Source organism: Pseudomonas sp. HPB0071, assembly GCF_000478505.2.
Lineage (GTDB): Bacteria > Pseudomonadota > Gammaproteobacteria > Pseudomonadales > Pseudomonadaceae > Chryseomonas > Chryseomonas luteola.
Genome location: NZ_KI517367.1, coordinates 2170044 through 2194492 on the forward strand (window position 1 = coordinate 2170044; position 24449 = coordinate 2194492).

Consider the following 24449-nt stretch of genomic DNA (forward strand, 5'->3'; position numbering starts at 1 on the left):
ATCAATTTTCGAATTCCGCCATCCAGTGCTTGCGAACGATGCGGCGCTGGCGACGGGTCGTGAACTGTTCTGTCTGCCGGCTTTCGGCAATCAGTGAACAGTAATGCCCTTTGTACTGACCCAGGCGGAAGCGGCGGCGTACACCGATGGGGTGCCTGTCGGAGCCATAAAATGCGATCACGTGGATTTCCAGACCATCAAAGACCCAGCCTTCCGGCGGGTGCATGCCATTGAGTTCCAGATCGTGTGCAGCGGCTACCCGGGAGATCAATCGTTGAAAGGTGTCAATGTGCGTAAAGTCACCCGTTTTCAGCGGTCCCTGGCGGGTGGCTTTATACAGCTCGGCATCCTGATCGAAATCATCCTCGCTGCTCTCGCGAACATCGGTCACATCCGCCTTGAGCGTACCGCGCGAGGTGTGCAGGTGCACGATCAGCTGGTTAATGAAGATCGGCTCGGCGCTCATGTTGGAAAGCAGACACAGGGCGCCTACTCCCTTGCCTGCGCCGCGGTTGATAATGAGCCGCGGTTGACGCTGGCGCTTGAAGCCGCTCAGCAGCAGCTGCGCATAAAAGATCCATACCAGCAACGTGCAACCGGAGATGAACAGCGTCAGGACGTCACGGTACTCGCGTAACCAATCCAGCATTGGGCTACCTTTAAGGGAAAATTTGCACCTTATTGGAAGAGTCCCCGGTAGGCTGGTTCCCCGCGTGTTGCCTTTCCGTGATCGGGTACTAGAAACTCAATGTGACGGCCCTAGTCAAAAACCAAGAAGGGCATTTCCCGCTCAAGGAGTGAAACCATGAAAACGCTTGGATTGTTCGTTGCAGCCAGCCTGTTTACAGCCCCGCTCTGGGCGGCACCGTTACCATGCGATCAGCTCAAATCTGAGATCGAGGTAAAGATCCAGGCCGCCGGAGTCAGCTCGTACACGCTGGAAATCGTACCGAACGCAGACGTCACCGATCCCAACATGGTGGTGGGCAGCTGTGAAAACGGCACCAAGAAGATCATTTACCAGCGTAACGACGGCTAGAGCGGGATGCACTGACGCTGACGAACCGTTCCAACCGGCTGCCCCCGGCTATCGTGCAGCTCCAGCCGGGGCTGGTCCATGTAGGCTGACGCCTCGATGCGGTAGCGTTCGCCTGCCTTGAAATCACCGTACTGGACGATCATGTAGCAGTTGATCTCCACCGGCTCGTAGCCAAAGCCCATCATGCCGCCGCCCGGAACCATGCCACCCAGCTCGAACTGATAGCGAACCTGTAGCTCATGCGCGCCGGGCGAGACCTGGAAATAGCGTCCATCGTCGAGCCGCTTGCCATCCAGACGATCCGCCATCAGCACGTTGCCTACCGAGGCCATCTGCATGTGCAGATCCACCCAGGCCATGTCTGGGTTCTTGGGCGGAAGAGGGCTGGCGCAGCCTGCCAGCAGTACGGCGGCGAACAACAGGTGCTTTTTCATGGCCTTTAGCCCGAGCGAGTCTGAGAGTATCGATTAGACATCGCCGCAGCGACTTTCTCCACCCCGTGCGACTTCCTGCTGACTGGCATCATACAGCTTGGCCCAGGCGCGGAACCCGGCCTGCTCAGCCTGTAGCCGATAGCGTTCGCCCGCCGAGAAATCCTTGTAATGGACATTGAGCAGGCAAGTGCGGACCAAGGGCGTGGCACTGGGGCCGATATTGGCCGGATCGACCTTGAATTGGTAGCGCACCTGAAGATCATGGCTACCGGGTTGCACCTGGAAGTAACGGTCGTCCTCAAGGGTCTGGCGATCGGCTTGCTGGGCTTGGAGCAGATCCGGTTTTTCGGTCTTGAGGTCGATCCAGGCCTGGGAAGGGTCCGGCTTGGGCAGCGGCATCAGGGAACAGGCAGTCAGTGCCAGGGCAGGGCACAACAGGAGAATACGACGCATGAATGAGCTCCAGACAAAGGTAATGCAACGGGGCAGGATTCTCGACTTCCTTCCTCAGTGCCGGTTTCCATGGGGCCGATACTCATACTAGAGTGTCGCCTCCTCATACCGGCGCTCCAGGTTATTTACCATGTCCCGTCTCTGGTTAGCCCAAGTCGACCTTAAAAGCTTGAGATGGGTTCCATTTATCGCGGCCCTTTGGCTGTGCGGCTGCTCGTCTGTCGGATATTACGGGCAGATGGCAAAGGGGCAGGCGGCCCTGTTATGGCAGCGCACACCCATCACCCAGGTCATTGATGATCCTTCTACCGATCCGGCCCTGAGGCGTCGCCTTGAGCTGGCCCTGCGCGCCCGTGAGTTCGCCAGTCGGCAATTGGGCTTGCCGGATAACCGCAGCTATCGTCTGTTCGTAAAGCTGGACCGGCCCTACGTTGTCTGGAATGTCTTTGCAGCACCGGAGTTCTCACTCTCGCCCCTGACGCATTGCTTTCCCATTGCCGGTTGCGTGGCGTATCGCGGTTACTACCATGAAGAGGCAGCGCAAAAGGCGGCAGAGCCGCTCAAGGCCAAGGGGTGGGATACCTATGTGGCAGGTGTGCCAGCGTATTCGACGCTGGGATGGTTCGATGACCCGCTGCTCAGCAGCATGCTGCGTTGGGATGACGATCAGTTGATTGCAACGATTTTCCACGAGCTGGCCCATCAGAACCTCTATGTGCAGGACGACACGACCTTTAATGAGTCCTATGCCAACTTCGTCCAGCAGGAAGGGCTTCGCCAGTGGCGTGCGGCTCAAGGGCTACCGCCACCTGATCCACTCCGCGAACAACAGTACCGGCAATTCGTAGGGCTGATACTGGATACACGTAAGCAGCTTGAGTCGCTTTATGCTCAGCCGCTTGCAGCCGAGGCGATACGACAAGCAAAGGGCAAGGTATTCGAGACGATGCGGCGTGACTATGCACAGCTGAGGGATACGCAGTGGCGAGGCGATCACCGCTTTGATGCCTGGATGGCGGGTCCGCTAAATAACGCAAAGCTCTTGCCGTTCGGGCTATATGAGCAGTGGGTGCCGGCCTTTGCTGCCTTGTATGCCGAGCATCCCGGAAACTGGCCAGCCTTTTATGCACGTGTCCGGGCGTTGGCAGCGTTACCAGCCGCCGACCGCCAGGCTCGGTTGAAAGCCCTGGCGGAGCGGCAGGCAGAGCAGAACGATTAGAGCGGTTCGCTCCAGAGCGTGGCGCTGATCTGACCGGTCTCGCCGGGAGCCAGCACCATCACATCGTCCATGACACGGGCGGTCTCGATGCACAGCATGCGCTGCCAGGCATCATCGGCGAACGGTGTCAGACGCTTGGATTTTTCGATCCAGGGGTTCCATAGCACAGCAGACGAGGTGTTCTTGGTCTCGATGAAAATACGGCGATTCCACTGAGGGTCACGAATTCCCAGGCGGGAGGGCAGACCCTGATAGACGCGGTCCACTTCCTGGTCGATGACCGGCTCGCCGTTCTGGCGCTTGCGTTCCCAGCCGTCGAGGCAATCGTAGTAGTCAGCGTGGGTAAAGCCCTCGATACCGACCTGACGGGAGTCGCTCACGGCAAAGTAGGTATGCAGGGCCTGGCTCAGGGTCAGCGTCTGATCACCAATGTTGCGGGTGGTAAGCGTCATGGTGAGACGATCGCTTACCTCAACCGACAGGGTCAAGTCGGCGGCGTGGGGCCAGCCAGGCATGTGGGCGGCAGAGGTCTGGTAGTGGAAGTCCAGGCGGACGCGGTCCACATCCACATCCATGTCACCGGTTGCCCACCCGGCCTGACGAACGAGGCCATGCTGCGGGGCGCCTTCCACTTCGGTCAGCATGTGCTGAACGGCCGGCGGGTTGCGCTTGATATCGCCAAACCAGGGCCAGCAGACCGGTACGCCGCCACGAATGGGTTGGCCATGAATGAATTCGGCATCCGGATTGTCCCAGATGATCGGCTGCTCGCCATCAAGGCCGAAGCTGAGGATATGGGCGCCCTGGCAGGCAATCACGGCTTCGGCACGGCCGATACGGATACGCCAGCAGGGCAATTCGCCCTTCTGGATCTGTTCAACGAGGGGAGCGGCTTGGGTCATCAATAATTCCTTGGTCGTTATTATCAGTGAGCGCTGGGCCTGTTCGGTTTGGCCGCGTCAATCGGTTCCGGCAGGACATGACAAGACCTGCCGGATAAGGTGAATAGAGTAGCGCTATCTCGCGCCACGGTGTGCGTTTCGAAGGCTACGACTCATGAAGGTCGGGTGGGGTTTCCATTGAAGCTGCGTGCTCGGTCTCATATCCGGATTCCGCCTGCTCCAGGACGCCATAGGCGATACTGCAGAACAGCGAATTGAGACGCTTCATGTCTGACAGCAGGCCAAGGTGTAGCGAGCTGGTCTCGATGCTTTGTACGACCTGATGGTGCAGACGCTCCACATGGGCGTGGGCGTATCGCCGCTCCAGGACGCGAAAGCGCTGCTTGGCACGCCGCAGGCGACGGGCCGAGTCGGCATCGCCAGACAGAAAGACTGACAGGCATAGCCTCAGGTTGGCCATCAGGTGGCCGTGCAATGCGGCGAGTTCTTCAAGGCCTTGCTCGGAAAAGGAGCGATTGGCCGAGATTTTCTTGTTTTCCAAATCACTGGCCATGCGCTCGATGATATCTCCGGCCTGCTCAAGGTTGATGGCCAGTTCGATGATCTGCGCCCAGCGACGGCTGTCCCGATCCCCCAGATCTTCTCGCGGAATACGGGCCAGATAGAGCTTGATGGCGGTGTAGAGCGCATCAACATCATCATCCAGGCGGCGGACTTCCCGTCCCTGGGCCTTGGTGCCACCGCTTATCAAGGCCATCAGCTCCGTGAGCATATGCTCTACCACATCGCCCATACGCAGCGCCTCACGGGCGGCGTTGGCAAGCGCCAGGGCGGGGGTATCCAGTACGGACGTATCCAGATGACGTGGGTTCATGGTGATGTCTGCCTGCGGCCGGTCCGGCAGGACGAGTGTGCAGAAGCGCGCCATCGGACGTGTCAGGGGCAGGAACACCACACAGCGGACGAGGTTGTAGAGTACGTGGAAGCCAATTACCAGCTCTGCGGCTGCCAGTTCCCAGTTGTCCATCCAGTCGGCTACGGTGTCGACCCACGGCAGTACCAGCGCGCAGCCGGCCAGCTTGAACAGCAGGCTGCCCAGGGCTACCCGTCGACCGGCCGGGGTCTGGCGGGACGCACTCAACATGGCCAGAAGACCGCTGCCCAGATTGGCACCCACCACCAGGCAGAGAGCCACTTTCAGCGAAATGACGCCTGAGCCGGCCAGCGTTGCCGTCAGCAGGACAGCCGCAAGACTGGAATAGGAAATCATGGCGAACAGAGCCCCGGTCAGGGCGTCGAGCATTTCGTCTCCGGTCAGTGAGGAGAACAGCACCTTGACGCCCGCAGCCTGGGTCATGGGTGTTGCGGCCGCTACGATCAGCTCCAGCGCCAGAATGATCAGTCCCAGCCCGATCGCCACTCGGCCCAATTGCCCGGGACGGGACTGCTTGTGACCAATGAAAAGAATGACGCCCACCAGGATCAGCAGCGGAGAAAGCCACGACAGATCAAAGGTGAGCACACGGGCCATTAGTGCCGTCCCTACGTCGGCGCCCAACATGATCGCAAGGGCAGGCCTGAGGGTCATAAGCCCCTGGCCTACGAAGGAGGTTGCCAGCAGCGCGGTGGCATTGCTGCTTTGCACGAGTGCGGTAACCCCAATGCCAGCGGCAAAGGCTAGCGGGGTGTGACGTACGCTGCGGCTGAGTACGCGACGCAGGTTCGCCCCGTAGACCCGCATGATGCCGGTCCGGACGATGTGCGTTCCCCATACCAGCAGGGCCACCGCAGAAAGAAGGTTCAGTAGTGTCAGCATTCAGGCGCCCTCCCGGCGCAACTGCTTCCCGGCTGCCTGGCCAGGCTGTAACAAAAGTTTCACATTCATATGACATGCAGGCCGCAGCGTCTGCTGAGACGGCAGGACGGTAATCGGGGCTATACAGGGTTAGTCGCCTGTGTAAGGCATATGTTCAGCCTGTGGAGAGCGGCCTTTTCGCGCTAGGGGCGCAGGAGCACACCGTAAACGCTCTAGCTCGGCAGACGGCGCGAGTTAGGTCGGGAGCGTTTTCGCTGAATATGGCGTCTGACTGATTGTGAATCGACACAAGGTAAGGTGTTCGCGGCAGGGGTGCGTTATAGTCCGCCGCCGTGTCCATATGCCATTTTTGCCGCTGCATTTAGAAAACAAATATTAAGAAGATATAAACAGCCGCGGTAAACTGTGCGTTTATGTGGGCGCTTTGCCAGCGTCATATCGATAAATCAGGAGGCACAGCCGCTTATCAGGGCTGACCACGCCTACAGCAATACCCACAAGGTTTCGCGTTAAGTGATCGAATTTCAGAACGTTCAAAAGACCTACCTCGTTTCAGGTCGCCAGGTGCCGGCGCTCCAGTCGACTAACCTGCGCGTCGAGGCGGGCGAAGTCTTCGGCCTCATCGGCCACTCCGGGGCCGGCAAGAGCACCATGCTGCGCCTGATCAACCGGCTGGAAGCACCCAGCGGCGGCCGGATCATTGTGGATGGCGAAGACGTCACCGCGCTGGACAGCGCCGGTCTACGTGCCTTCCGCCGTCGCGTCGGCATGATCTTTCAGCATTTCAATCTGCTGTCATCCAAGACCGTGGCGGCCAATATCGCCATGCCGCTTGAGCTGGCAGGTGGACATTCCCGCGCCGAGATCAACGCGCGCGTGGATGAATTGCTGGCCCGTGTTGGCCTGACTGACCATGCCCGCAAATACCCGGCACAGCTCTCGGGCGGCCAGAAACAGCGGGTCGGCATTGCCCGTGCGCTGGCGACGCGGCCAAAGATCCTGTTGTGCGACGAGGCCACCAGTGCTCTCGACCCGCAGACCACCGGACAGGTGCTGCAGCTGCTGGCGGAGATCAACCGTGAGCTGGGTCTGACCATTGTGCTCATCACCCATGAGATGGATGTGATCCGTCGCGTCTGTGACCGCGTGGCGGTACTCGATGCCGGCACAGTTGTCGAGCAGGGCACGGTGGCGGATGTCTTCCTGCATCCCAAGCATGCCACCACTCGGCGCTTTGTGTTCGAGGCCGAACACGTGGACGAGGGCGATCTGATGTCGTCCTACAGCCATGTGGAGGGTCGTATCTTGCGCCTGACCTTCCGTGGCGAAGCCACCTATGCGCCTCTTCTGGGTCAGGTAGCCCGGGAAACCGGCGTGGATTACAGCATTCTGGGCGGTCGAATCGACCGTATTCGCGAAGAACCCTACGGCCAGCTGACCATTGCCCTCGTGGGAGGGGATCTGGACGCCGCTCTGGCTCGTTTCGACGCCGCTGATGTAACCGTGGAGGTCATTCGTTGATGGACGCTTTTCTCGCCTTTTTTGCCGATATCGACTGGCCTGAAATCTGGCAGGCTACCCTCGACACCCTGCAAATGCTGGGCTGGTCGATGTTGTTTACCGTACTGCTCGGCTTGCCGCTGGGCGTTCTGCTCTTTTTGACCGGCAAGCGGCAGTTGCTGGAACAGCCCATCGTGTATGGCCTGCTGTCGTTCCTGGTGAACGTCCTGCGTTCGATTCCCTTCATTATCCTGTTGATTCTGATGATCCCGATTACCGTATGGCTGATCGGCACCTCGCTGGGCGTCGAGGGTGCTATTCCGCCGCTGGTGGTGGGGGCTGCGCCCTTCCTGGCACGTCTGGTCGAGACGGCGCTGCGCGAAGTGGATCGTGGCATCATCGAGGCAACCCAGGCCATGGGCGCAAGCCTCTGGCAGATCGTGACCCGTACCCTGCTGCCCGAGGCCCTGCCTGGCCTGATCGCCGCTGCAACCGTTACAGCGATTGCGCTGGTGTCCTACACGGCCATGGCGGGCGTGATCGGTGGCGGTGGTTTGGGTGATCTGGCGATCCGCTTCGGATACCAGCGCTTCCAGACCAATGTCATGGTGGTCACCGTCGTACTTCTGCTGATCCTGGTACAGGTGCTGCAGATGGTTGGTGACCGTCTGGTTGTAAAGTTCAGCCGCCGCTAACAGGTTGCCCGCCGGGCCTCAAGGTCCGGCGGAAAACACTAGCATTACACGCTGTTCCCTCTTATTTTCGAAAGGAATCCGCTATGTCTCTGAAACGTACCCTGCTTTCCGTTGCGCTTGGTTTTGGTCTGGTGACAGCGGCTCATGCCGAGACCCTGAAGGTGGCAGCGAGCCCTATTCCCCACGCGGAGATCCTTGAGCTGGTCAAACCCCAGCTGGCAAAGGAAGGTGTAGATCTGGAGATCAAGGTCTTCAACGACTATATCCAGCCGGATCGCCAGACCGACCAGAAGCAGGTCGATGCCAACTATTTCCAGAGCAAGCCCTATTACGAGTCCTACCAGAAGAGCAACAAGGACAGTAATCAGGTGCCGGTCGTAGCCGTACACGTCGAGCCGTTTGGCGCCTATTCCCAGAAGATCAAGTCGGTTTCCGAACTGAAAGACGGCGCGACCATTGCCATCCCCAACGATCCAACCAACTCGGGTCGCGCGCTGCTGCTGATCGCCAAGCAGGGTTTGATCACCCTGAAAGACCCGAGCAACATCTCTGCTACCCAGCGCGACATCGTGGATAACCCCAAGCACCTGAAGTTCAAGGAGCTTGAAGCCGCTACGCTGCCGCGTGTACTGAACCAGGTGGACCTGGCGCTGATCAACGCCAACTATGCGCTGCAGGCCAAGCTGGTGCCGACCAAGGATGCGCTGTTCATCGAAAGCGCCGAGTCGCCCTACGCCAATTACCTGTACACCCGTGCGGAAAAAGCCAACGATCCAGCCATCCAGAAGCTGGCCAAGGCCCTGACCACACCTGAAGTGAAGAAATTCATTCAGGAGAAATATCAGGGTGGCGTTGTTCCCGCGTTCTGATCGTAATGACTTGATCGGGTATAAGGAGAGGGGTTGAGGGGTAGATCTTGAACCCCCATCTCCTGGACTGATCCGCGTGTCGTTGACATGCTTTTGAATCTGCCGAGGAGTTTGACCATGAAGAAACTGATTGCCGCTGCTGCCCTGCTGGCTGCCGCCGTCACTGCCCATGCGGCAGAAAAGCTGAGCGTGGCGGCAACGCCTGTTCCGCATGCCGAGATTCTGGAATTCGTAAAGCCCCAGCTGGCGAAGGAAGGCGTGGACCTGGACGTCAAGATTTTCACTGACTACGTTCAGCCCAACCTACAGGTAGCCCAGAAGCGTCTGGATGCCAACTTCTATCAGCACAAGCCTTACCTGGACGAATTCAACAAGAGCCGCGGAACCGATCTGGTGCCGGTCGCTCAAGTGCATGTGGAGCCGTTCGGTATCTACTCCCAGAAGGTCAAAAGCCTGGATGAGGTCAAGGAAGGCGCAACCGTTGCCATTCCTAGCGACGCCACCAATGGTGGCCGTGCCTTGCTGCTCCTGGAAAAAGCCGGTCTGATCGCTCTCAAGGATAACTCCAATATCCTGGCGACCCCGCGTGACATCGCCACCAATCCCAAGCACCTGAAGTTCAAGGAGCTTGAAGCCGCTACGCTGCCGCGTGTGCTGAACCAGGTGGACCTGGCGCTGATCAACACCAACTATGCGCTGGAAGCCAAGCTGAACCCGACCAAGGATGCGCTCCTGCTGGAAGGCAAGGAATCGCCTTATGCCAACCTGCTGGTTGCCCGCCCGGACAACAAGGACAGCGATGCCATGCAAAAGCTGGCCAAGGCCCTGACCAGCCCGGAAACCAAGAAATTCATCGAAGACAAGTACAACGGTGCGGTTGCTCCGGCGTTCTGATCGCTTCGATAACAAAAAGCCCGCCCTGAACCGGCGGGCTTTTTTTATGGGTACGATCCGGATTAGCCGGGCTGCATCAGCTCAACCACAACCCGATCGGGCCCGTGGATCGTCACGACTTGCCAGCCCTCACGGGGACCCTGGGTAATGATACGGGGCGCTGGCGCCTCATACCCCGCCTTGCGAATGTGCACCAGTCGCGCCTCAAGGTCATGGACCTGAAACAGGAGGGGAACGACCGCAGGGATTTCAGGCTCCGGTAGCTGATGCGCAGGGATAGGCTGCTCGATCAGCAGCACACGGTAGTCATGAACTTCAAGCTCGGCAACAGCGGTCGCCTGGGTGCCCGCAAGCGCTTCATCACAGGGGGACTTGCTCTGGCGGATGAGCGTAAAGCCAAGGGCAACCGCCCAAAAATTCAGCGACTCAGCCAGTGACGGAACAACAAGTCTGAGGTAATCGGAACGGCGTAAGACGGTAATAGGCTCGCTTGAAAACATCAAAAATATCCATGGCTAGTCGCCTAAGGGTATCTCGTTGAGCCTCTTGCACTGAGAACAGGTAAGTAAAGATTGAGTAAAGCTTGGCCGTTCAGGCTATACCGCGGATGAAAACCAAACTCCATTAAAGATGATGCAACAGACGGGGAAAGGCTTGAATCTGTGGGGCATTTACGTTCGGGCTCTTACCGGTAGTCAGCATTGGAGCGCTAAGGTCCTAATAGAAAGCCCGCTTCTTGAAAAGCGGGCTTCAGCTCTACACGGCGTTGAAAGCCTTTGTTACTTGAACCAGCTGGAAGCCTCTTTCTCTCTAGCTTGACCTTCGCTCTTGAGCAGGTCTTTACCGCCTTCTGACAGGTTTCGCGTTGCATCGGCCTGAGATTGAATGACCTCAGTTTCCGCCGCTTTCTGCTTGAGCTCTTGGTCGATGTAATCGTCCGTGCGATTGGTTTTTGCTTTGAGCGCAGTAAGCTTTAGCTTGCGCTCTTCAATCTCAAGCTGACGGAGCTCATCTTCGTATGCCTGATCACGTTTTTTATCGGAGTAGGCTTCGGCGGCCACTGCTGCGCGTTGCTGTTCAGCCTTTTTAATTTGTGCAGCTCTAGCCTGTTCAGCTCTTCTCTGCTCTGCCGCGCGGGCTTGTGCGGCGCGATCCAGCTCAGCTTGGCGGGCTTGTGCCGCAGCACGTTCTGCAGCTTGCTGGTTCAGCTCCGCCTGATGGATTGCAGAAATCTGATCCTGCAGACTAGGTGCGGCATGCGCTTGTGCCGCCAGAATCAACAGACAGGCACTGGCAAATCTTCTTTTCATCGACCTTACCCTTTTGTTGCGACAGGGCAGGTAGCGTTTGGCTGGATACGGGTCTCATTCATTTCAGTTGAAACTACAACCGCCATGCCAGGGCTGAACTCACAGGAGCGGCCAACCTGGGCAGAGTTGAATGTCTTACCTTCTTCTACATAGGTGATGGAAACACCGTCTACCAGCGTCGTGTCTTTAACCAGAGAACCTGTGGCAACACCGGCGACACCACCGCCAACAGCGCCAATTGTCGTGTTCGTGCCGCTGCGAGAACCTACATTATGTCCGATCGCGCCGCCTGCAAGAGCACCCAATACAGCGCCAAGGACCTGAGCGCCCTGCTTGGCCTGAGTATTGTCGACTTCGATCTTGGCAGGCATGACAGCCAGAATGTTTACCGTCTTGGCATCTTGACGGGCGTTGACTTGCCCAGCCTTGTAAACATTTGCAGCGTAATTTTCTCCGGTGGCTTGGCAACCGGAAAGGGCAATTACTGCAGCCGCGACAGCAGATAACGCGAGTCCATTTTTTCTCATTTCAATCCCTAGCATTTTTGAATTGGCAGAATAGGTAGCAGGTGAGTGCAGCCTGTCAAAGGTTGGGCCAAGGAAGACAGAGGGAGACGGACAAAAAGAGAGGCTAAAGTCCTTGTACATGCGTTCGCCTACCTTGGCGCGCGCAAAGATAGCATTAAAAGGCCATCATTAAAATTGAGAATTGAATCACGCAAAAAAAATCTGCCAGTTCATATATCTCTAACAGGCTTTGCTTTTAGTCTCAGGCAGTATGCCGCGCAGCTGTGTAATAGCGATCAGTCCGAGTGCCCCTGCGGCCAGCACTAAGGGCATCGCATGACCGGTCAGCCATTGGCTGGCGGCTCCGGTGGTTAAGGGGCCGAGCAGGCAGCCGAAGCCCCAGAGCTGGGCGATACGGGCATTGGCCTGGACCAGCTCGGCGTCCCGGTAACGCTCGCCAATCAGGATCAGGGCGAGGGTGAAAATACCACCGGCGCTGGCACCAAAGATCACCAGTAGCGGCCAGATGTAGGTGGTGTGCAGCAGGAGCGGCATGGCGAGGCTGGTCAGCAGCAGTGTGACACCACATGCCTTGAACAGACCGGTGCGCGAAACACGGTCAGCCAGTGCGCCCAGCGGCAGTTGTAGCAGGGCGTCTCCGGTCACGACCGTGCTGGCCATGAGCAGGGCGGTACGCTGGTCAAAGCCCTGGTTCAATGCGTACACCGGCAGCAGTGTCAGCATCATGGCCTCGAAGGCGGCAAATAGCACAACAGCCCAGGCGATGGCGGGGAGTTGCCGGCAAAAGCGCAAAAGGCCGCGGCCAATGGAGCCATGATCGCTGGCTTTGGGCGCACCGCTGCGGCCTACAAGCGCAAGGGAGCCCATGATGAGCAGGGCGGTACTGATCCAGAAGCCGCCGTTGCCTTCAGTGCCAATCAGGGTCAGAACCAGGGGGCCGGTCAGCTGGCTCAGGGCATAGGCGCTGCCATACAACGCCACCAGTTTGCCGCGCCACTGTTCAACGATGATCTGGTTGATCCAGCTTTCACCGAGCACGAAGATCATGGTCAGAATAACGCCCAGCAGTAACCGGAGCAGTACCCAGACGCTGTAATAGGGCAGGAGGGACAGCAGCAGTACGGACAGCGCACCCGCCAGAAGGCAGAGCTGCATCAGCCGCGGCGTACCGATACGAGCGGCCAGGCGTCCGGTTATACCGGCCCCCACGATGATGCCGATGGCCGGCGTGGCCGCCATGAACCCAATGGCGAACGGGCCGTAGCCCCAGTTTTCCAGCCTCAATGATACCAGCGGCATGGTGATGCCCAATGCCAGCCCCACACTGATGATGGCGCCCAGCACGGCAAAATAGGTCCCCCAGCGCATGAGCGCTCCTTGTGGTGCAGAGGGTAATAGGACAGCACGTGCCGGCGAGAGTTACGCTTTGTTCAGCTTGCCGAAATGCTCGCAGGCGGCATCGCAGAAACGCTCCAGCCGGTCGACGATATCCGGTGTCAGGCTGACCCAGCGCACCCGACGGTCAACATCGCCATTGGTTTCAGTCAGATAGCCCCGGTCGATCAGATGCTGGACATATTTGACGGCGGTGCGCCGGCTGATGCTGGGCATGAACGCATAGAGATCGGTTTTGCGCAGGGATTGATCCTGCCGCTGCCACATGTTGATGAACAGGTCGGAGTAGCTGAGATCGCTTAGCCCCAAATCGCCGAAATGAGCAATCCAGCTGTTGTCCATGGCCAGAATGGCGTGTGCAACAGCGCGGCGTTTGGTTTGACTGAAGCGACGGGTCATGATCGTTACCGGTAAGTGCAGACAGGCAGGGCCTGTTTGTTGGCTTTCTTGTCTCGGTGGCTAGCGCTTGGCACCCACCGTTTACAGGGCAACACAGGTTAAGCGGCTCGCGGCAGCTGACGAGCACGCGCAGTGTAATGGCTGGACGATATCCGCCGGTAGCGTTTGTATACAGGCGCGTGCCTGTTGTGCGCTAGTGGTCATGCGTGACACGCAGGACAGATGAACTAGAGGAGAAAATACGTTTCCGATAGGCTGAGAAGAACCGGTGACATGTGTGATGCCCAGAGCCTCACCGGATCACCAGCCCTGATGAGTTTTTAAGGACACGATAACGATGCGTAAGTGGCAATGTATTGTCTGCGGTTACATTTATGACGAAGCGGCAGGCTGGCCGGATGATGGTATTGCGCCTGGGACCCGTTGGGAGGATGTTCCGGAAGACTGGATGTGTCCGGATTGCGGCGTCGGCAAATCCGATTTTGAAATGATCGAGATCGCCTGATCCGCTCCTTCCCAAGCGGCCGACCGGTTGCTGTCTTCGTCCCGGGTCTGCGTTGATGACAGGCCCGGTGACACATTCAATAATGCGTGAACCTATCTGAGCGGGGCGCCCGGTGACGCCACGCCTGAACCAACGCAGAGAGAACGTTATGAGCGAAATTTTACCCCTGGTCATCATCGGCACAGGGTTGGCGGGCTACAACCTGGCCAAGGAATGGCGCAAGCTCGATAGCCAGACGCCTCTACTCATGATTACGGCCGATGACGGGCGTTCCTATTCCAAGCCCATGCTGTCCAACGGCTACGCCAAGAACAAGCAGCCGGATGAGCTAGTCATGGCGGAGCCGGGGGCAATGGCTGATCAGTTCAATGCCCGAATCTTTACCAATACCCGCGTCACGGCTATCGACCCTGGCCACAAGCGAATCTGGCTAGGTGAGGAAGAGATTCGCTACGAAAACCTTGTCCTGGCCTGGGGCGCAGAACCTATTCAGGTGCCCGTTGCAGGAGGGTGCGAGGACGCTTTCTTCCCAATCAACGACCTGCAGGACTATGCCCGTTTTCGTCAGGCAGCTGAAGGCAAGCAGCGCGTGCTGATTCTGGGGGCCGGGTTGATTGGCTGTGAGTTTGCCAATGACCTGCGAAGCGGCGGCTATGACGTGGATGTGGTCGCACCGTGTGAGCAGGTCATGCCCAATCTTGTTCCTGCCCAGGTGGCAGCAGCCGTTCAGAGCGGGTTGGAAAGCATTGGCGCGCGGTTTCACCTGGGGCAGACGGTGACACGGCTGGAGCGCGAAGGGGATGGGTATCTGGCGCACCTTTCCGATGGTGCGACTCTACCCTGCGACGTAGTGGTGTCGGCTGTAGGTCTCAAACCACGGGTTGATCTGGCGCAGGCGGCAGGCCTTGAGGTCGAGCGCGGCATTGTGGTCAATCGCGAGCTGCGTACCTCCCATGAAAACATCTATGCCTTGGGAGACTGCGCCGAAGTGGAAGGGCAAAGCCTGATGTATGTGATGCCGCTGATGGCCTGTGCCCGTGCTCTGGCCCAGACGCTGGCCGGAAAGCCCACGGCAGTTACTTATGGTCCGATGCCAGTAACGGTAAAAACGCCAGCCTGCCCGCTGGTTGTCGCATTGGTCAACAAAGGGGGCAAGGGTGAATGGCGGGTTGAAGGAAGTGGAGCGGATATCAAGGCGTTGTGCGTTGATAGTGAAGGTAAATTGCTGGGTTATGCCTTGAGCGGAGCAGCCGTCAGCGAAAAATTGGCGTTAAACAAGCAATTACCACCCGTTCTGGCGTAGTGACTGAAATACAACGTTACATTCAAGACGCATCAGTCGTATGGAAAAAGCGCTGAATGCGACTGGCGCGCGGGTTTGGGCCGTGCCATGCTCAGAGTGCCTGCTTAAACGCGGCTGCTCCGCTCCAGACAAGGGGTGGAGAGTACGGATACAACAACAATAAACACCTACAAGAGGCATCTTTATGCGCAAACCGGAACTCGCCAGCGCCATCGCTGAAAAAGTCGGTCTTTCCAAGGAACAGGCCAATACCGTTCTCAATGCCGTGCTTGATGAAATTGCCAATGCATTGCACCGCAAGGATAACGTCACGTTGGTAGGCTTCGGTACTTTCCTTCCCCGCCATCGCGGAGCCCGTACAGGCAAGAACCCGCAAACCGGTGAACCGGTCAAGATTCGCGCCAGCAATACCGTGGCCTTCAAGCCCGGCAAGGCCTTGCGCGACAGCATCAGCTGATCTCTCCTGCATTTGCCCGATGACGGTGTGTCAGGTATGCCTGTCTGGCCTTCTTCCGCCTTCCAGACAGTTTTATCCGGTTCTGACTGTTACAAGGCATTTGCTTTCAACTATCCGGCGGGCACCTCTGTACCCGCCGGACACACAGGCTAGGCGGCCGTCTGCACGCCGCCTGTCGAGGGTGATCCGCCCAGCGAAGCCGCTTTATGGTAGCGACCTTCCAGACGACGCTTGAGCGCGCGAGGCTCAATGATCAGCTTGACGCCATTGGACTCGTTGGTCCGTTCCCAGTCTGCCAGCAGCTCCATGCAGGCATGATCGATATAGCTCACGCGATCCAGTGGTACATGCAGGGTTGTACCCGGCTTAACGCCTTCCAGCACTTGAGTGATCTTGGGCACCTTCAGGAAGGTGGCCGAGCCGCTCATGCGCAGTTCTGCCTGGGTCTCGTCTTCCTTGTCATAGACCAGAGCCACTTTAAGGCGTGAGGCCTTGAACGCCAGGGTGGCTACCGACAGGGCAAAGCCTAGAACGACACCCGTGAGCAGGTCGGTAAAGACAATGGTCAGCGCCGTCACGGCATAGATCAGGATAGGCGTACGTCCATACTGCTTCAGGCCTTGCAACGCCGAAGGACTGGCCAGTTTTACGCCGGTATAGACCAGGACGCCTGCCAGGCTGGCAATCGGGATTTGCTTGAGCACGAAGGGGAGCGCGGCGACGAACGCCAGGAGCCAGGCACCATGCATAATGGCCGATGCACGTGTTTTAGCGCCAGCCTGAACATTGGCTGAGCTACGAACGATTACCCCGGTCATAGGTAGCGCACCGACGATACCGCACAGCAGGTTACCGACGCCCTGGGCTGACAGCTCACGATCGAACTGGGAACGGGGCCCCTGGTGCATCCGGTCAACCGCTGCGGCGGACAGCAGCGTTTCGGCACTGGCAATAAACGCCATGGCAACCGCTGCCATGAACAGTGTCGGGTTGGTCAGCATGCCCAGGTCGGCAAAGGTGATCCAGTCAATGGCATCGCCGAGGTTGTCCGGCACGTTGACCCGGTTGACGTCCAGATTCATCCACAGGCTGGCCATCGTAGCTGCCGTTACGGCGATCAGCGCGCCTGGCAAAAAGCGTAGCGAATGTGGCCGTTTCTTCTCCCAAAGCCACATGATGGCGATGGTGGCGATACCCAGCATGGCCGCATAGGCACCGCTGCCCTCGTGTCCGCCCCATTCACCGGCTGCCTGTACGGCGGCCTTCGGAAAACCGACCAGGTTGGAAAGGCCCGACGCTTGCGGTGAGGCATCGAGCATCACATGGACTTGGGACAAGACAATCAGAATACCGATACCGGCCAACATGCCGTACACCACGGCAGGCGAGGTGACGCGGAACCAGGCGCCCAGCCGGGCAAAGCCCGCTGCGACCTGAATGATCCCGGCCAGGATCAGCACCGGCCCGAGGGCCTTCATGCCATGCTGGTTGACCAGTTCGAATACCAGTACGGCAAGCCCTGCGGCCGGGCCGCTGACCTGCAAGGGGGAGCCGGCCAGAAAGCCGACGATGAGGCCACCAATGATGCCGGTCACCAAGCCCTTGGCTGGCGGCATTCCGGAGGCGATGGCGATGCCCATGCACAAAGGCAGGGCAACGAGAAAGACTACCAGCGAGGCCAAGGCATCGCGTGGAAAGGTCTGCTTGAGTGATGCTGCAGAAGTGTTTCCGAGCATGGTCCTATCCTCCGTAAAAACGCATAGCAACCTGTGCCAGAACCCTTCCTAACCGGCTCTGGCAGAGTCGTTTACCCACACGAAGACGGACAGCGCCCATGACTGCAGGCAGCCATGGGCCTCGTCTGAAAATGACCAGCTATGTTGTTTTTATTGAGGTGCTGGCGACTTCGGCGCGCAAGGCGCGCCGAAGGCTTGGATCAGTTTGAGTTCAAACGGGGACGTGGCGTGGCGATTGGCATCGGACCTTCTCCATCCAGGGGACGGAAGCGGCCTTCGATAGCGTCGTATGCCTTGATTTCACTGGTTTCGATCGAGTAGACCCAGCCGTGAATGAACAATTGTCCACTTGCCAGACGCGAAGCCACGGATGGATGCGTTTGCAGGTGAGTCAACTGCGCCACAACGTTTTCCTCAGTGAGGAAGTTCAGCTCTCCATCATGAGTGTGTTCACACATCTGGTGGTCGGCAACAACCGTTCTGGCAATTTCAGCATGGCGTAGCCAGGCTCTCACAGTAGGCATTTTTTCCAGCGATGCCGGGTTCAACACCGCTTTCATGGCGCCGCAGTCGGAGTGACCGCAGACAATGATGTGCTGGACACCCAGTGCCGATACGGCGTATTCGATCGCCGTCGAAACACCGCCATTCATTTGCCCATAGGGCGGAACGACGTTTCCAACGTTACGGGTAACGAACAGATCGCCTGGGGAGCTCTGGGTGATCAGCTCAGGCACGATGCGCGAGTCGGCACATGTAATAAACATGGCGCGTGGCGATTGTGCATTGGCCAGCTTTTTAAATAACTCCTCCTGTTCTGGGAACACTTCCTTTCGGAAGCGCTTGAAGCCATCGACAATTTGTTGCAAGGCGTCATCCGCACAAGGGATGTTCATGTTTTTCTCGTTCATGGTCCAACCTCTTTACGTGGACGAAACAACTAACCATTGTCCGATCGGGTACTGCTTGAAGCAGACGCTGCCCACCAACGTCTGGTTACAGCTTAATCCCGAAACCCTCCGGACCACGTAGCGTTGGGCATATGCCCCAGGCTCGAAACAAGCCTAGAGCGCGAAGCTTAATTCACCCTGAAGAAAAAGTAGTGAAAGGAACGGTTTGAAGATATTTCCAAATTTTATTGCGATCAAATAGCCATCATGTGGTGGCTAATTGCTTAAAAGAGGTTTTTGGAGCTATTGAATTTTTTAGGGCAGGGTTTAAATCTGGAATAGTTCACAGATAGAACATTTTTATTCAATGCTGAAGTGAGCAAATGTCTATTGCGCCACATTGCACGGCTTGAGGTGGAGATAAAAGTGTAATGAGTTATCAGGTAAAGCAGTACGGCAGTACCAGGATACCGGGCAGGTAGATCATCAACCTGCCCAGCGAAATCCGATCAGCGGACACCGATTCCGCGCATGGCTGCGTCCAGCGCGTTAGCGCTCAGGTACTGATGATCGGCGCCCAGACCACTTTGCAGGGCCTCTTCCAATGCAGGGCGCAGCCGATTCCACTTGTGCTCATCCTCCATCCACTCGAACAGCTCCTGCCCCAGCGGCTTGATACCCCTGACCTCCGAATCTTTCTCGAACGGATAAGGCGCGTCGATAAAGCCGTTGCGGACCAGTTCATCCGCTGCTTTGAGAATGGCTTCGATGACTTGAGGGTCATCGGCAGATGTGTCCTGACGGCGGGCAACGTCTACCGCAATGGTGCGTACCGAGACGCTGTCCTCGCGGGTGCCTGCTCGTAATACGTCACGGGTGGTATCCCAATCAACCTTCAGCTTTTGCATGGTTCCTCCTGTAATTCAGGTAGTGGCTATAACTCCTGACCACAGAGAGAGGCCTTCGGCTCGTTCCAGCGATCGGCAGTCCACCATTAGACCGGCGGCATGGGCAGGGGTGAGTGTCAGGTGGAATGCAGGGTCCAACCGTTTACACGCCTGGTTTTTCTGGAGGCCCTATGCCGTTGCCTGACATCCAGCTGATCGAGTCGGCTGCCTTGCCGTACCTGCTTTCCGTGCCTGAGGGCTTGCCACCCACGGAAGGTTGGCCGGTACTCTGTTTTCTGCATGGCTACGATGAGGGCGCACCCATGCCGATCCATAAGGCATTGACCGTGCATGGCCCGCTCAACCCGGGCAATCCGGAACAGGTAAGGGAGACCTTTATTGTGGTGGCGCCACAGATGCCATCCAAGGGTGATCGCTGGCATCGCTTTGCTGATGAGGTCGGCAGTATTGTGGTGGACGTGCAAAAGTCCTATTACGGTGATCGCAGGCGGACTTATCTCACCGGCTTCAGCTTTGGCGGAAACGGTGTATTCGATCTGGCGCTCTCTCAACCTGCTTTCTGGGCGGCGTTATGGCCGGTAGACCTGACGCGCGTGCCTCAATCCGATTCTCAACGACCGGTCTGGATCAGTGTTGGCGAGGTGACGCGCCGGGCAACGCCTGCCTTTATCAGCCGCCTGGGCCTGGCCTCGGCTGAGACCTCCCAGGAGGGAGACCGCCTGTATCTGGATCAGGGGCAGGACCATGTAGGTGCTGCTCGCCTGGCTTATCGGGACATACGAATCTACCAGTGGCTGCTGGCCAGGCAGCTGTAACAGAATACATCCTGGCTTGCCGACAGGAAGGATGCTCAAGGCTGAACTACGCTGTGCAGAGGGCTTGATGTGCCCTTCAAGGAGAACCTGCAGTGAGATTTGCCCGACGTATCGCCCTTGCCCTTCCGGCTTGCCTGCTGGCCACACTGACCTTGGCGGCCGAGCCGTCACAGCCACCGTCCAGCCCTGAAAAGACCACGCAACCGATGCCTGCATCGTCACCAGCCTCGCCAGCCGATACAGGCGCGTCGGGGAGCACGGCTTCAGGCGTGCTGCTGACCATTATCCTGCGGCACGACCAGTCCAAGCCGCTGACCGAAACCAAGCAGGAGCTCAGGCGTCAGGGCTTTTTTGACAATTTTCCGCCCCCGGGCACAGAGGTGGTGTCCTGGTATGTCGTGATGGGAATTGGTCAGATCGTGACCCTGCGCGTACCGCCAGACAAACTGCCGGACGTGAACATGGCGGTAGAAAAGGGCGCCTGGGGCTCCTTTCATACCGAGTTCTATCCGACCTATGACTACCGCGAGGCTGCCAAGAGCGAATACAAGTCGCTCAAGTAGACAGGGCGGGAGCCAGCGGGCTCCCGCTGTCGCCCATTAGCCGGGATGCGGATGCAGGTCTTCTCCACGCTCTTGGGTGGGCAGGCCCAGCTCGGTAAACATGCCTCGGGCAATCTCGCGCTCGCCCATGATGACAACGTTAGCGCCACTTTCTTGCAGGTGCTGCACCAACTCGTCGTAATGGGCGCGGGAAACGATATTGAGGGACGCATTCAGCTCTCGCGCACGCCTCGAGACCTCGCAGGCCTCAATCCCGTTCGGGATGGCGATCAGCAGCGTATGCGCCTGCTCGATATGAGCCTTTTGAAGCACATTCGGCTGCGCAGCATTACCCAGCACGGCACTGATCTGATCTGCTCGCAGCTCCTCGATATGATCGCGATCATTCTCGATCACCACGAACGGCATGTGTTCACGGCGCAGGCGAGCACTGACCAGCCTGCCAACCCGTCCATGGCCGACCAGAACCACATGATCGGTTTCGATAATGGGGGGCGGCTCTACCACTTCGGGCGCGTGGGGCGCCTTGGCATTGGGAAGCGCCTGCCCTTCGCGTCGCTCGAGCCATGGCTGGAGACGGTCGATAATGCTGAACAGGGCAGGGTTCAGAATGATGGAAATGATCGCACCGCCCAGAATCAGGTCGCGACCTTCCTCAGGCAGCAGCTCCAGGCTGACGCCCAGGCTCGCCAGGATGAATGAAAACTCACCAATCTGGGCAAGACTTGCTGAAATGGTCAGGGCTACGCTGAGCGGGCGCCGGGCCAGCAGTACGATGATCAGCGCAGCCAGGGACTTGCCAACGATGATGATCAGTACCGTGGCCAACAGGTGCAGCGGGTGCGAGAGCAGCACTTCCGGGTTGAACAGCATGCCGACAGAAAAGAAGAACAGCACGGCAAAGGCTTCACGCAGCGGCAGGGAATTGTCGGCTGCCTCGTGACTGAGTTCCGACTCGTTCAAGACCATGCCGGCAAAGAAGGCACCCAGCGCAAAGGACACGCCGAACAGGACCGATGAGCCAAAGGCAATCCCCATGGCCAGTGCCAGTACGGCGAGGGTAAACAACTCCCGTGATCCGGTGCGGGCGACACGCTTGAGTAGCCACGGAACGACTCTCCGGCCCACGATCAGCATCAGCGCTACGAAGGCGCTCACTTTCACCAGCGTCAGCAGAAGTTGCATGCTCAGGCTAGTGTCGCTTTCGGCGGCCTTGCCGCCCAGCATGCCGGAGAGTGCTGGCAGCAGAACCAGTGCCAGCACCATCATCAGGTCTTCCACAATCAGCCAGCCGACGGCGATGCGACCGCGGCGACTTTCCATCATCTGTCGTTCCTCCATGGCCCTGAGCAGCACTACGGTACTGGCGACCGAAAGTGACAGGCCAAAGACCAGCCCTGCACCCAACCCCCAGCCCAGGAGGTGCGCAAGGCCCATCCCCATAAGCGTGGCTACGGCAATTTGCCCAATGGCACCGGGAATGGCGATTTTGCGGACCGACATCAGGTCCTTGATGGAAAAATGCAGGCCTACGCCAAACATCAGCAGAATCACACCGATTTCGGACAGCTCATGGGCAATATCACTGTCGGCTACAAAGCCTGGCGTAAAGGGGCCGGCCAGTACGCCGGCCAGAAGATAGCCCGCCAGAGGAGGCAGGCGCAGGCGGTTGGCGAGGAGGCCCAGAAAAAAGGCCAGAACCAGGCCGGCGGCCAAGGTAGTAATCAGGGGCATTTCATGCATGCGGTGGCTCCATGTGGGGCTGGGGCAAAAAGAACCCGCAAGGCTTGGAGACCCAGCCTATGGACTGGCCTCACCATGGCGCTCAGATATTCAAGGCATCATGCACGCAGCGATAAAGTACGCACCGTATTGGAGTTATAGCTACAAAAATGCTGGCGCCAAACCTTATAAGGCCAGGCAGGGTGTAGTAAGGACAAGCGGTAAAGGCTGAAAGTTGCCGTTCTCTTTTCAGCGTGTCTGAATAAAGCGTTTTCAGGGTTATCTCAGATATTTCCCGATATTACGCACGCTTTACCAGCAAAGGTCAGAAAAGTGGCATCTGCTGACCGGGAGGGCTGAACTGAGTGCAGTCCAGTGAAATGCGTGCTTCGCGACGATTCAGGCCCAGGCGGCGCAGGGCGATACGAAATCGCTGCTCAAGCAGATCGGCAAATACCCCCTCGCCATGCATGCGCGTGGTAAAGCGACTGTCGTAGACCTCACCACCTCGACTCTGGCGAATCAGGCTCATGACGTGGGCCGCACGCTGCGGATAGTGAGCTCCGAGCCATTCCTCGAACAAGGGAGCCACTTCCCGCGGCAGGCGCAGCAGAACATACCCTGCCGAGCGAGCCCCGGCATCATGGGCTGCTTCAAGCAGATGCTCCAGTTCTCGGTCGTTAATCATTGGAATAATCGGGGCACACATGACGCCAACCGGAACCTCGGCCTCACGCAGGGTGCGAATAATCTTGAGCCGCGCGGACGGGGCCGCTGCCCTGGGCTCCAAGGTACGTTTCAGCTCATCGTCCAGTGTGGTCAGGCTGATTCCGACCTTGATCAGGCCACGGGCCGCCAGCTCGCTTAACAGGTCAAGGTCACGCAGGATAAGCGTACCCTTGGTAATAATCGTGGCCGGATGCCGATACCGGAGGAGTACCTCAAGCGCCTGGCGCGTCAGGCGCTGCTCGCGTTCGATGGGCTGATAGGGATCGGTATTACCCCCGATGGCGATGGGCTTGCAGATATAACCCGGTTTGGACAGCTCCCTCTCCAGAGTTTCGGCCAGATTGGTCTTGGCAATCAGCCGGGTCTCGAAGTCGAGGCCGGGCGAGAGGTCCCAATAGGCATGGGTTGGGCGGGCATAGCAGTAGATACAGCCATGTTCGCAGCCGCGATAGGGATTAAGAGACTGTTCGAAGGGAATGTCCGGCGAGGTATTACGCGAGATAACCGTCTTGGCCGTTTCCAGCCGAATCTCGGTTGCCTGGGTGGGAGGAATATCCTGGAACCAGCCATCGTCATAAGCTTCCGACCGGGTAGGGGCATAGCGGTTGTGCGGATTACTACCGGTCCCCCGACCGCGTGGAGGCTTTTGATGAGTCATGACCTTGTCTCAGAGATATACTGTTTGAATATACAGTATATCTTTAGCAGGTGTTAAGCCAGACGGTATAGCCGAAAAAGGCAGGACGGCGCGGAACGCCGCCCTGAAGGTCTTATGCGACCGGCGTGAACTGGATGATTTCTACCCAGTAGCCATCGGGGTCCTTGATGAACGCGATGTCTTTCATGCTGCCGTCGGTCAGGCGCTTCTGGAAGGTAACGCCCAGCTCTTCGAAGCGCGCACAGGCGGCGTGGATGTCCGGTACGGCAACGCACAGGTGGCCAAAGCCGCGTGGATCGCTGTTACCGCTGTGGTAGCTGAAGTCCGCATCGTCTTCGGTGCCGTGGTTGTGGGTCAGTTCCAGAAGCCCGGAAAGGGATTTACGCCAGCGATGACGCTCTTCCGGATCCGTCGGGATCTGGGACTTATCGGCAATCAGTGCCAGGAAGTACAGGCTGAACTTGCCTGCCGGGAAATCCTTTTTCTCCAACATGGTGAAGCCAAGGATGCGGGTATAGAAGTCCAGGGTCTTCTCAATGTCCTTCACACGGATCATGGTGTGGTTGTAGACGTATTCGGCGGTGGCCGCGTCAGGCTGGGCCGTGACGCCCGGCAGGTTGTTCAGTTCATTCAAGGTCATCGTATTTCTCCAGACGATCAATCCAGACGTTACTTAGATAGTCAGCTTATCACTTTCGCGCCTCGTTTAGG

Annotated in this window: 27 protein-coding genes; 11 read left to right on the forward strand and 16 right to left on the reverse strand. The window is 58.1% G+C overall.

All coding sequences use genetic code 11. From position 1 onward, the window contains the following. Position 1 precedes the first annotated feature (1 nt). The gene (locus tag HMPREF1487_RS10225) at positions 2-649 is read right to left on the reverse strand and encodes a hypothetical protein (RefSeq protein ID WP_010796567.1); all 648 of its coding nucleotides are present in this window, start codon (positions 647-649) and stop codon (positions 2-4) included. A 156-nt stretch (positions 650-805) separates the two neighbouring features. On the opposite strand from HMPREF1487_RS10225, the gene HMPREF1487_RS10230 reads away from it, so the two are divergent. Beyond that, positions 806-1039: a DUF1161 domain-containing protein gene (locus HMPREF1487_RS10230; protein ID WP_010796568.1), complete on the forward strand. Its 234-nt coding sequence runs from the start codon at positions 806-808 to the stop codon at positions 1037-1039. Here the strand turns inward: HMPREF1487_RS10230 and HMPREF1487_RS10235 are convergent. Together HMPREF1487_RS10235 and HMPREF1487_RS10240 are read right to left on the reverse strand one after the other, a co-directional pair. Continuing rightward, a complete protein-coding gene (locus HMPREF1487_RS10235) occupies positions 1036-1473 on the reverse strand; it encodes a PA0061/PA0062 family lipoprotein (RefSeq protein ID WP_010796569.1) in 438 nt (145 codons plus the stop codon). The two genes, HMPREF1487_RS10230 and HMPREF1487_RS10235, sit on opposite strands and share 4 nt — an antisense overlap. Before the next feature lie 33 nt (positions 1474-1506). Next, on the reverse strand, positions 1507-1926 hold the full coding sequence (locus tag HMPREF1487_RS10240; RefSeq protein WP_010796570.1) for a PA0061/PA0062 family lipoprotein: 420 nt from the start codon (positions 1924-1926) through the stop codon (positions 1507-1509). Positions 1927-2056: 130 nt separating this feature from the next. Here HMPREF1487_RS10240 and HMPREF1487_RS10245 point away from each other — a divergent pair, with 130 nt between their 5' ends. Continuing rightward, on the forward strand, positions 2057-3145 hold the full coding sequence (locus HMPREF1487_RS10245) for an aminopeptidase (protein ID WP_010796571.1): 1089 nt from the start codon (positions 2057-2059) through the stop codon (positions 3143-3145). On the opposite strand, the gene HMPREF1487_RS10250 is transcribed toward HMPREF1487_RS10245, so the two are convergent. Next, positions 3142-4047: a D-hexose-6-phosphate mutarotase gene (locus tag HMPREF1487_RS10250; protein WP_010796572.1), complete on the reverse strand. Its 906-nt coding sequence runs from the start codon at positions 4045-4047 to the stop codon at positions 3142-3144. The genes HMPREF1487_RS10245 and HMPREF1487_RS10250 overlap by 4 nt on opposite strands. A 145-nt stretch (positions 4048-4192) precedes the next feature. Continuing rightward, entirely contained in the window at positions 4193-5863 is a 1671-nt protein-coding gene (locus tag HMPREF1487_RS10255; RefSeq protein ID WP_010796573.1) for a Na/Pi cotransporter family protein, read from the reverse strand. A gap of 513 nt (positions 5864-6376) precedes the next feature. On the opposite strand from HMPREF1487_RS10255, the gene HMPREF1487_RS10260 reads away from it, so the two are divergent. From HMPREF1487_RS10260 to HMPREF1487_RS10275, 4 genes are all read left to right on the forward strand, one after another. Continuing rightward, a complete protein-coding gene (locus HMPREF1487_RS10260) occupies positions 6377-7384 on the forward strand; it encodes a methionine ABC transporter ATP-binding protein (protein ID WP_010796574.1) in 1008 nt (335 codons plus the stop codon). Next, positions 7384-8058: a methionine ABC transporter permease gene (locus HMPREF1487_RS10265; protein WP_010796575.1), complete on the forward strand. Its 675-nt coding sequence runs from the start codon at positions 7384-7386 to the stop codon at positions 8056-8058. Before HMPREF1487_RS10260 ends, HMPREF1487_RS10265 begins: the two co-directional genes overlap by 1 nt. Before the next feature lie 89 nt (positions 8059-8147). Then, positions 8148-8927 carry a MetQ/NlpA family ABC transporter substrate-binding protein gene (locus HMPREF1487_RS10270; protein WP_112297980.1) on the forward strand — a complete coding sequence of 260 codons (780 nt, stop codon included), beginning with the start codon at positions 8148-8150 and terminating at the stop codon, positions 8925-8927. A 117-nt stretch (positions 8928-9044) separates the two neighbouring features. Next, complete coding sequence (locus HMPREF1487_RS10275) at positions 9045-9821, forward strand: MetQ/NlpA family ABC transporter substrate-binding protein (RefSeq protein ID WP_010796577.1); 777 nt, start codon at positions 9045-9047, stop codon at positions 9819-9821. Positions 9822-9883: 62 nt separating this feature from the next. Here the strand turns inward: HMPREF1487_RS10275 and HMPREF1487_RS10280 are convergent, their stop codons facing one another. The 5 genes from HMPREF1487_RS10280 to HMPREF1487_RS10300 form a co-directional block, all read right to left on the reverse strand. Next, positions 9884-10321 carry a VOC family protein gene (locus tag HMPREF1487_RS10280; protein WP_010796578.1) on the reverse strand — a complete coding sequence of 146 codons (438 nt, stop codon included), beginning with the start codon at positions 10319-10321 and terminating at the stop codon, positions 9884-9886. Between the two features lie 279 nt (positions 10322-10600). Beyond that, complete coding sequence (locus HMPREF1487_RS10285; protein ID WP_010796579.1) at positions 10601-11131, reverse strand: DUF5384 family protein; 531 nt, start codon at positions 11129-11131, stop codon at positions 10601-10603. Between the two features lie 5 nt (positions 11132-11136). Beyond that, positions 11137-11658, reverse strand: coding sequence for a glycine zipper 2TM domain-containing protein (locus tag HMPREF1487_RS10290; RefSeq protein ID WP_037029910.1), 522 nt, complete (start codon positions 11656-11658; stop codon positions 11137-11139). Positions 11659-11877: 219 nt separating this feature from the next. After that, positions 11878-13026, reverse strand: coding sequence for an MFS transporter (locus tag HMPREF1487_RS10295; RefSeq protein ID WP_010796581.1), 1149 nt, complete (start codon positions 13024-13026; stop codon positions 11878-11880). Between the two features lie 51 nt (positions 13027-13077). After that, on the reverse strand, positions 13078-13452 hold the full coding sequence (locus tag HMPREF1487_RS10300) for a MarR family winged helix-turn-helix transcriptional regulator (RefSeq protein WP_010796582.1): 375 nt from the start codon (positions 13450-13452) through the stop codon (positions 13078-13080). 337 nt (positions 13453-13789) lie between these two features. On the opposite strand from HMPREF1487_RS10300, the gene HMPREF1487_RS10305 reads away from it, so the two are divergent. From HMPREF1487_RS10305 to HMPREF1487_RS10315, 3 genes are all read left to right on the forward strand, one after another. Continuing rightward, positions 13790-13957, forward strand: coding sequence for a rubredoxin (locus HMPREF1487_RS10305; RefSeq protein ID WP_010796583.1), 168 nt, complete (start codon positions 13790-13792; stop codon positions 13955-13957). A gap of 148 nt (positions 13958-14105) precedes the next feature. Beyond that, entirely contained in the window at positions 14106-15260 is a 1155-nt protein-coding gene (locus tag HMPREF1487_RS10310) for an NAD(P)/FAD-dependent oxidoreductase (protein ID WP_010796584.1), read from the forward strand. A 184-nt stretch (positions 15261-15444) separates the two neighbouring features. Further along, positions 15445-15717 carry an HU family DNA-binding protein gene (locus HMPREF1487_RS10315; RefSeq protein WP_010796585.1) on the forward strand — a complete coding sequence of 91 codons (273 nt, stop codon included), beginning with the start codon at positions 15445-15447 and terminating at the stop codon, positions 15715-15717. A 149-nt stretch (positions 15718-15866) separates the two neighbouring features. On the opposite strand, the gene HMPREF1487_RS10320 is transcribed toward HMPREF1487_RS10315, so the two are convergent. The 3 genes from HMPREF1487_RS10320 to HMPREF1487_RS10330 all read right to left on the reverse strand — a co-directional run bounded on the left by HMPREF1487_RS10320 (position 15867) and on the right by HMPREF1487_RS10330 (position 19251). Next, positions 15867-17453: a SulP family inorganic anion transporter gene (locus HMPREF1487_RS10320; RefSeq protein ID WP_010796586.1), complete on the reverse strand. Its 1587-nt coding sequence runs from the start codon at positions 17451-17453 to the stop codon at positions 15867-15869. Positions 17454-17653: 200 nt separating this feature from the next. Then, positions 17654-18364: a carbonic anhydrase gene (locus HMPREF1487_RS10325; protein WP_010796587.1), complete on the reverse strand. Its 711-nt coding sequence runs from the start codon at positions 18362-18364 to the stop codon at positions 17654-17656. 488 nt (positions 18365-18852) lie between these two features. Then, positions 18853-19251 carry a hypothetical protein gene (locus HMPREF1487_RS10330; protein ID WP_010796588.1) on the reverse strand — a complete coding sequence of 133 codons (399 nt, stop codon included), beginning with the start codon at positions 19249-19251 and terminating at the stop codon, positions 18853-18855. 170 nt (positions 19252-19421) lie between these two features. Between HMPREF1487_RS10330 and HMPREF1487_RS10335 the strand changes: the two genes are divergently transcribed. Then, positions 19422-20066 (forward strand): hypothetical protein, encoded by a 645-nt coding sequence (locus HMPREF1487_RS10335; RefSeq protein WP_010796589.1) that lies wholly within the window; start codon positions 19422-19424, stop codon positions 20064-20066. A 92-nt stretch (positions 20067-20158) separates the two neighbouring features. Continuing rightward, positions 20159-20629, forward strand: coding sequence for a hypothetical protein (locus HMPREF1487_RS27930; RefSeq protein ID WP_010796590.1), 471 nt, complete (start codon positions 20159-20161; stop codon positions 20627-20629). 36 nt (positions 20630-20665) lie between these two features. Here the strand turns inward: HMPREF1487_RS27930 and ybaL are convergent, their stop codons facing one another. The 3 genes from ybaL to gloA form a co-directional block, all read right to left on the reverse strand. Continuing rightward, the gene (gene ybaL / locus HMPREF1487_RS10345) at positions 20666-22372 is read right to left on the reverse strand and encodes a YbaL family putative K(+) efflux transporter (RefSeq protein WP_010796591.1); all 1707 of its coding nucleotides are present in this window, start codon (positions 22370-22372) and stop codon (positions 20666-20668) included. A gap of 304 nt (positions 22373-22676) precedes the next feature. Further along, positions 22677-23738 carry a PA0069 family radical SAM protein gene (locus tag HMPREF1487_RS10350; RefSeq protein ID WP_010796592.1) on the reverse strand — a complete coding sequence of 354 codons (1062 nt, stop codon included), beginning with the start codon at positions 23736-23738 and terminating at the stop codon, positions 22677-22679. A gap of 112 nt (positions 23739-23850) precedes the next feature. Continuing rightward, complete coding sequence (gene gloA, locus HMPREF1487_RS10355) at positions 23851-24378, reverse strand: lactoylglutathione lyase (protein WP_010796593.1); 528 nt, start codon at positions 24376-24378, stop codon at positions 23851-23853. Positions 24379-24449 lie beyond the last annotated feature (71 nt).